This is a genomic window from Microbacterium sp. RURRCA19A, from assembly GCF_900156455.1.
GTDB lineage: Bacteria > Actinomycetota > Actinomycetes > Actinomycetales > Microbacteriaceae > Microbacterium.
Genome location: NZ_FTNQ01000007.1, coordinates 20383 through 27524 on the forward strand (window position 1 = coordinate 20383; position 7142 = coordinate 27524).

7 protein-coding genes and 3 pseudogenes are annotated in these 7142 nt (G+C 58.4%); 3 read left to right on the top strand and 7 right to left on the bottom strand.

Annotation, left to right across the window (positions count from 1 at the left end; all coding sequences use genetic code 11):
• Positions 1-129 precede the first annotated feature (129 nt).
• Together BW982_RS18020 and BW982_RS18720 are read left to right on the top strand one after the other, a co-directional pair.
• Positions 130-456, top strand: coding sequence for a hypothetical protein (locus BW982_RS18020; RefSeq protein WP_076495417.1), 327 nt, complete (start codon positions 130-132; stop codon positions 454-456).
• A 4-nt stretch (positions 457-460) separates the two neighbouring features.
• Positions 461-754: a helix-turn-helix domain-containing protein gene (locus BW982_RS18720; protein WP_076495418.1), complete on the top strand. Its 294-nt coding sequence runs from the start codon at positions 461-463 to the stop codon at positions 752-754.
• A 414-nt stretch (positions 755-1168) separates the two neighbouring features.
• Here BW982_RS18720 and BW982_RS18565 read toward each other — a convergent pair whose 3' ends face one another.
• The 7 genes and pseudogenes from BW982_RS18565 to BW982_RS17135 form a co-directional block, all read right to left on the bottom strand.
• A complete protein-coding gene (locus BW982_RS18565; RefSeq protein WP_254845643.1) occupies positions 1169-2245 on the bottom strand; it encodes an ABC transporter permease in 1077 nt (358 codons plus the stop codon).
• A 291-nt stretch (positions 2246-2536) separates the two neighbouring features.
• Positions 2537-3043: pseudogene (locus BW982_RS18725) on the bottom strand (ABC transporter ATP-binding protein); the annotation flags it as partial.
• A complete protein-coding gene (locus BW982_RS17125) occupies positions 3040-4251 on the bottom strand; it encodes a peptidoglycan-binding domain-containing protein (protein WP_175611145.1) in 1212 nt (403 codons plus the stop codon). The pseudogene BW982_RS18725 and the gene BW982_RS17125, both read right to left, overlap by 4 nt.
• A gap of 67 nt (positions 4252-4318) precedes the next feature.
• The gene (locus BW982_RS18025) at positions 4319-5047 is read right to left on the bottom strand and encodes a hypothetical protein (protein WP_139327542.1); all 729 of its coding nucleotides are present in this window, start codon (positions 5045-5047) and stop codon (positions 4319-4321) included.
• Positions 5048-5211: 164 nt separating this feature from the next.
• Positions 5212-5622 carry a peptidase inhibitor family I36 protein gene (locus BW982_RS18030; RefSeq protein WP_139327543.1) on the bottom strand — a complete coding sequence of 137 codons (411 nt, stop codon included), beginning with the start codon at positions 5620-5622 and terminating at the stop codon, positions 5212-5214.
• A gap of 21 nt (positions 5623-5643) precedes the next feature.
• Positions 5644-6054, bottom strand: a complete 411-nt coding sequence (locus BW982_RS18035; RefSeq protein ID WP_139327544.1) for a hypothetical protein — start codon at positions 6052-6054, stop codon at positions 5644-5646.
• Between the two features lie 501 nt (positions 6055-6555).
• Positions 6556-6849, bottom strand: a pseudogene (locus BW982_RS17135) (IS3 family transposase); the annotation flags it as partial.
• Positions 6850-6893: 44 nt separating this feature from the next.
• On the opposite strand from BW982_RS17135, the pseudogene BW982_RS17140 reads away from it, so the two are divergent.
• Positions 6894-7142: pseudogene (locus BW982_RS17140) on the top strand (IS30 family transposase); the annotation flags it as partial.

A 7142-nucleotide genomic window follows, 5' to 3' on the forward strand; every position in this document is an offset into this window, starting at 1 on the left:
GAACCGGACTCCGCGGGACGCACCAAATCTCGCCTCTTCGCAGCGCCAACAGGGCCGTGACCCAAGTCGAGCGGTTCTCGCCCTCGCTCCATTGACTTATCGAACATAGTTTCGCATACTTTGAAGCAGATGAACGCTCCTTCTTTCTCCTCCCTCACTCCGCAACAACAGCGCGCCATGATCCTCGCGATGCGGGTGCGCAATGCGATGGAGGACTTCCACGTAAAGCACCTGTCCGACGCGCAGATGGCAGAACTCAACCCGGTCATTCGGCAGGCGATCTACGATGCGATCGTCATGATCGAGAACGACAACAACCCGAACTTCGCCCGGAACCTCAGTTACCTGATCTCCATGATCCCGGACTACTGGGAGATCCCAGGGCAGGATGAGGGCATGCAGGATCGGAAGACCGCAACGCGTCGATCTAATGCCCAGCTTGGTACGACAGAGTGATCCCATGAATGTTGATGAGGGGGAGCATGCGCTGAGGCGCAAACGAGTAGCGTCCTCTATTGGCATCTTCATTCGCGAGACTAGAGAAGAAAAGGGACTGTCGCAGGACTCAGTCGCGCGGATTTCTGGATTATCGACACATGCGTACGGTTGTCTCGAACGCGGCGTTTCCCCCTCAGGACGTGACGCTAACCCGACAATAGACACTTTACTGAGAGTGTCAGAGGCTCTCGAAATCGACTTGTACGCAATTTGGAGGATTGGAATTAGAGGGTGGCAACGGTACTCGCCTCGATAGGCGCACGGTCATTTGCCTGGTGACTTTTCCCGCTTAGTGAGCCGCCACACTCGAATCCGGGGCAATCCAACAATGAGGCTCGATCCACCAGCTATAATAACCAGATCTGTGAGGACGAAGAGCAGCATCAGGAGCCCACCGTAGAGCGGTTGACCTGACGCAATCGCTTCAACCGCAGGCTGTCCAATAACAAGACTCGTCAGCCAAAAAAGGCTGGCACCGATTACAAGTAGGACCGCGGTGCGAATACGACGGATTTGATTAGATGCTGACGCTCTCCGCAAGACGACTTCTTTCTCCCAAGGCGTATCACTCAATCATACGACGCGTCCACGGCACGCGTCCACCGCCCTCCGAGAAGGTCTGCGTGCAGGCCGCCAGCATTCAAGCCGTACTTTTCCACGCCGGGAACGATCAAAGCCGTAACGCTAGAGAGGGTTGGACCCGTGCCGCCCGGCGCGCGCCGGCCACCGAACTCATTAACGCAAGCGCGAGCCCGCTTAGGACAGCAACGGGAGCCATTGCTGGGTCAAATACGGGAACCCATCGATTACCGATCGTGAATAGCAACACCGCTATCATCCCGATAAGTAGCCCAGCGACACCGCCAAGGATGCCGACCGTTGCCGCTTCGAGACCTACCAGTCGTGCGAGCTGGCCCGTCTGGGCGCCGACAGCTCTACGAAGTCCAAACTCGGACCGTCGACCTCTAACGGACGAGGCGATCGCGGCGGATAGAGTGACGAGGCCAATGGCACCCGCGATCGCGGTAAACGCTTGAAGTACTGACTGGACGCCGCCCTCAACCTCCTGCCTCAGACCAATTGGGTCCACTGGGACGCTCACCGCGAGGCCGTCCGGCGCGAAGGGGTTAACCGCGACCGCGATCTGGCTCCCAACCTGTTGCGCCGATGCTGGGCGAGTCGTTATCGCTAAGGAAACCTCCCCTCCTGGACCGGCGATTCTCGCGTCACTTTCCGCCAAGAGAACCTCACCAGCCAGCCGGGGATAGCGATCAGATGACCTGACCAGCCCTACGACGCCAAAAAACTTGCCCGAGATGCTTATCGTCGGCGATGTGCGTAGTCCAGAGAGCCCAAGCTGACTAGCTAGCGACTCACCGAGCATCGCCTCGCCGCTTTCGAGTCGGTGATGTGTTCCTTCCGCCCAGACGACCTCGCTCCTCGTCGCGGATACAACATCGCCCACCACACCGTGCACGGTTGTCGCCCGAGCTTGCCCAGTGACGGTGACGAGCGCCTCCCCGCGATCGGACAATGCCGCCACGGACTCTACACCTGCTACCCCTTGAGCACGCACGACCGCTTCTTCGGGCGAGAAATTCACCCCTTGGGATTGCCACGTGGCCGAGACTTCTCGATTGGCCTGCGCGTCGAAGGCGCTGGACACCTGTGCCTTAGTGGAAGTAGCCAGCCCTAGCGTGACGACCAGCACCGATACTGCCACGGCGACCGCCGTGATGAGCGCCATTGTCTCTGCTGGCCTCGATGCGAGCGAACGAAGCGCATCCGCGCACTGGTCACGGAGACGAACTCTTGGTGGCGTTGCCGTCTCCGTGTCCCACTCTCGATGAATAGCGGCCTCGGTGCCAGCATGACCTTGGATAGCGCCGTCCGAGATGCAAATTATCCGGTCGGCCTGACGAGCCAGTTCATCGGAGTGTGTGACAAGAATGAGAGTTGCACCCGCGCTGTGCATCCTTCGCAGTTCAGCTATAACGCTCCGGCCGGTCGAAGAGTCCAAGTTCCCGGTAGGCTCATCGGCCAGAATAATCGGGTTCCGGGTCGCGAGCGCGCGGGCCACGGCCACCCTCTGCCGTTGACCTCCAGACAAAGTCAAGGCTACTGAGGACCCGCGTTCTGACAGTCCAACTGTATTCAGCGCCTCTCTACAGCGAATGGCGCGCGACCGCGCCGGGAGACCTTGGTACATGACCCCCAAGTCGACGCTATCTTTGACCTGGCGTCGCTCCAGAAGATGAAAAGACTGAAAGATAAATCCGAACATTTGGGCGCGGAGTGACGTCCTTTGGACATCGGTGAGCGAACTCACCTCCCGGCCATTCAGCCAGTACTCACCCACGGAGGGATTGTCCAATAGTCCAATGATTGACAATAGGGTTGACTTGCCGCCGCCAGAAGGACCGACGATAGCGACAAATTCTCCATCGTAAATATCTAGATCTACGCCCCCGAGCGCCCGAACGACGAGGCCATCGTCAAAATAGGTTCGCTCCACACCTCTGAGCTGAATTATCGGCCGGCTCATTCGATGCCGACCTTGTCGCCCACTGCGACCTCCCGGTCTAACGACTCGATCGCGACCTGACCGCCGAGCGCTGCAAGTATCCTTACACGGGTTACTTCAAAACTCCCATCTTCAACCTGGAGTAGAACTGTTCCCAAACCACTTTCCCCTTCGGCCACAGCCACCCTCGGAACGAGAAGGGCATCCGAGGCGAGCGTCTGTACCACCAGTCGGATGACCGCAGCCTGCCCAACCCGAGTATCGTCCAAAGTGTGCTCCCCATCTGCAACAACCACGATGACGGGACTATCCTGCGAGGCAGACGTAGCGGCCGACTGGCTCCCGCCAACGGACTCCGCTGCGTGAGGGTCGTCGGAGACACCTGGATAACGAACCCTGGCAACTCCAGAAAACTTCTCCCCGTCTGCGCTGGTGACCTCCACGGTGGCGCCGTCGACCAGGGCGGGTGAGACGTCACTGAAAAGCGGAGCTTCGACGACTACGTTCGACGAGGCGAAGCTCACAGACGAGGTTCCGTCGATGATTGTCCCCACCTCCGGAACCGACCGCACGACCACCCGGTTAGAAGCTGCCGTGATGGCGGAAGACATTGGAAAAAAGGTCTCAAGCGATGTCGCCCGTCCGGTCTGAAACGTCGCCGAGGTTGATGCGCTGCTGGACAGATTATCAACACCGTTCAACTTTTCCTCGGGCGTTTGTGCGATAGAACGTTGTGGAACGACTGCGTTTGCGCGTTCGAAGAGTTTCTGAACGGCGAGCTGTGTTTGTGCCCCAAATACGCCGTCCGCTTCGCCAAGCAGACCAACCGCCACCAAATTTTCCTGCAGCGCCTTAACGTCACTACCCATGTCTTCTGGCCCCATGTCCCGATACATAGGGAATGGTGAATCTAGAAAGAAAACAGGGCAATCGTTCACTGAGAGAACTAGCGCTCCGGAAGTCACTTGTGTGCCGTCTGAGGCAGAAACTGAAGTAACTACCGATCGGTCCGCATCGCGAATCGGGGAGACAACAGCCTTGGTTTCCTCCGCATAGCGGACGCTACCACTGACGTTGCGCGTATCTTGAAGAGATCCTCGACCGATCTCTGCTGTGACAGGTCTACGATCCGGCGGAGTGGAAGCTGCTTCGATTTGCTGAGGGGACGTGAAAGCGGCGGCCACACACCAGACAGCGACCACGCCCATAACCAGGACCAGAGCGAGCACGAGCGACCATCTCCGCGCCTGCGAGACAACGAAGCGAGTTGGCTCCTGGGACACAGGTCGAATTCTGCTAGCGCGACGGTGCATTGTCGACGACAATCCGCTCCAGCATGCTTCGGTTTGCGTCCAGCTCCTCGCCGATTCTCTGAAGCTTCGCCTGGTTGTCGTTCAGAAACCTTTCTTGCCACGCCCACTGTGCGTTGTAAAGAGCCGAAGTCCAACCACTCGAAGCCGCGCAACTCGCGTCGGCGGTGGCCAGTGCTATCTCCTCCGTGGACGCCACCGTCCCAGGCGTACTGATCTGCCATTGCTCTGCTCGATCCGGGGTCGGCATCTCCTCGGGGTTATCCGTCAGCTCGAACATTCCAGAGTCGTTCATGCACTCTCGCCAGTCCCCCAGAGTCGCGGCTGATTCAGGTGAGGAAATCGCCGCGGAGTAACTCTGGCTGATGGCGTCCGCTGCGTAATACATTGCGTCATCGGAGACGAGTGGGGCCTCTTTGCGTGCCGCCTCTCTGCAAGCTACGAGGGCATCGTCATATCCCGCAGTGGCCGCCGCAGCAGCGTCGAGGTCAGACCCAAACTGTCGCCACGCTTCCTTGTTCTCCCATACTCGCTCCGGACGGTGGTAACCGTATTTTGAAGCGATATCGGTGTTGAATAGCCTTTGACCGCCCGGGGCGTACCCATCGGTCGATCCTCGATCTATGGGTTGCCATGGAACCTGATATACGAAACCCTTCTCCACCATGCACGGCTCGATAAGCAATGCCTCGGCATAGTCGCGCAGGAATGACACATTCTCAGTATACTCATCCAGGGGCATCGACCATATCTCAGCGTTCTTCGGCGGTAACTGAATATTGTTTGGCGTACCAGACGAGCAACCCGTCAGGCACAGCAATACAAGACTCAGCGCCGATCCTGCGATGGCTACACGTCTACTCACCATGCCTACTCCAGTCAATTGTAGGTCGAGTAGTAGCCCGACTCAATGTTGTCTCCGAGATATCCCAGCAGTGACCAGTTGGCGTTTCCCGCTGGGATCGTAAAAAGGCGGTCTCGCTTGTACGTATTTTGATACATGTAGGCCGTGTCGTACCGCCCATTATTGTAAATGGAAGTTGCGGTATTTGTTGAGCCTATATTGGTGCCCTCGTAGTTATACGAGCCATAGTCCGGGATGTAGTACTGAAACTTCACATAGGCTTTTTCCTTGCCGTCAGTGATGTAGGCAGCATCTTTCCAGATACAAAGATAGCCCTTTGGGCAGTCGTTTATGCCCGCGTACGCGGGAACTGCCCCTAGCCCAACAATACCGATCGAAACGACAAATGCGGCGAATCCCCCCGCAATGGTGCTCTTGATCTTCAAGGCTTTACCTCAATCTGCCCGTTAGTTATAGGTGGCGAAATAGCCGGACTCGATATTGTCATTCTGGTAGCCAAAGAGAAGGCCGTTGGAGTTGCCAACAGGGATCTCGAATAGTCGATCGCGCTTGTTTATCCCTGCGTACATGAAGGCGGTGTCATAGCGCCCGGCATTCAAGATTGATGTCGCCGTGTTCGAAGCACCAAATGACGTGTTACCGTAGAAATGACCCGAGTAATTTGGGATGTACATACTGAACTTGGCGGCTTCGTGGCCCGACTGCGTCCAGAACCAATCATCTCGCCAAGTACACAAGTAGCCTGCGGGGCATCCCTCTAGTGCATTCGCCGCCGCTGGCGCTACCACGGAAAGCCCCGTTGCGATCGTCGCCCCGACAACAACTCTCGCAATCCACGCGTTGGATTTTCTGGACATCTGACGCCCCCCTTTGGATCAGGTATGTGCAGCAAACCTATCAATCTGCCGGGAGATTGGGGAGGAAAGCAACTATAGTTTTGGTTCTCACCCTCGGCTGGGACGCCCGGTTGGCAGTTTCACATCATTTTGTCCCCCGTTTGGCGGACAAGCGGTAGGCCGCACAGAATTGCCGGTTCACCAAGTCCCTCAATCGCCAGCACAAATCCGGGCGTTTGATCAGCAGATGGAGCGGAGGACGCCGCGTCTCTCAGTTGTTGCGGCTGTTGCAGTCAGCCGTGGCGCCCCGTGTCCAGTCTTCGGCCCGCCTTTGCGGTATCCGCAGCATCGATAAGGTAGTCCGCCACGAGCGGTTGAGCACCATCGTCCCGCCAGGTCTGCCGGGCCCGCGCGGGCTCGAGTTCGAATCGCGACTCTGGCTTTCCCTCCCGATGCCGGCTAGGCAAGCTAGCGCCCACACTGCTCGCCGGGTCTGCTGCACCGGTAGGTGACGGTTTGTAGTCACGCCGCGAGGGCGTCGTCGGTGTTCATGATTGCTTCGTACTCGATGGGGGTCAATCCGTGGAGTCGTTTCTGGCGTCGTCGTCGGTGGTAGGTGCGTTCGATCCAGGTGACGATGGCGATGCGGAGTTGCTCGCGGGTATCCCAGGACCGCCGGTTGAGAAAGTTCTTTTGGAGCAGACTGAAGAACGATTCCATCGCGGCGTTATCGCCTGCAGCGCCCACGCGGCCCATTGATCCGACCATCCCGTAGCGGTGCAGGGTTCGCACGAGCTTCCGGGCACGAAACTGGGCGGATTCAACTGGTGGTTGCAACACCTCGATCGAGAGGTGGAAGCATGGTTAGTGGTATCGGCGCGAAGCAGGCACGAGCTCGGGCGTATCGAGGTCAGATCCCGTCGCCGGGTGCGCCGACGGTGGCCTGGCGTGAGGATCGGGTCAGGTTCTGGGCCGCTATCGCCGGCGGCGCAAGGACTGAGGACGCGTGCAGCGCAGCGGGCGTGTCGGGGCCGGTCGGGTTCCGCTGGTTTCGCCACGCTGGCGGCGTGAACCCGTGTTTGCCACCGACCGTCTCCGGTCGTTACCTG

What these genes read in the sequence shown, in the direction of transcription:
- BW982_RS18020 (WP_076495417.1), top strand. Translation starts at nt 130, where the DNA reads ATGAACGCTCCTTCTTTCTCCTCCCTCACTCCGCAACAACAGCGCGCC.
- BW982_RS18720 (WP_076495418.1), top strand. Translation starts at nt 461, where the DNA reads ATGAATGTTGATGAGGGGGAGCATGCGCTGAGGCGCAAACGAGTAGCG.
- BW982_RS18565 (WP_254845643.1), bottom strand. Translation starts at nt 2,245, where the DNA reads ATGGCGCTCATCACGGCGGTCGCCGTGGCAGTATCGGTGCTGGTCGTC.
- BW982_RS18035 (WP_139327544.1), bottom strand. Translation starts at nt 6,054, where the DNA reads ATGTCCAGAAAATCCAACGCGTGGATTGCGAGAGTTGTTGTCGGGGCG.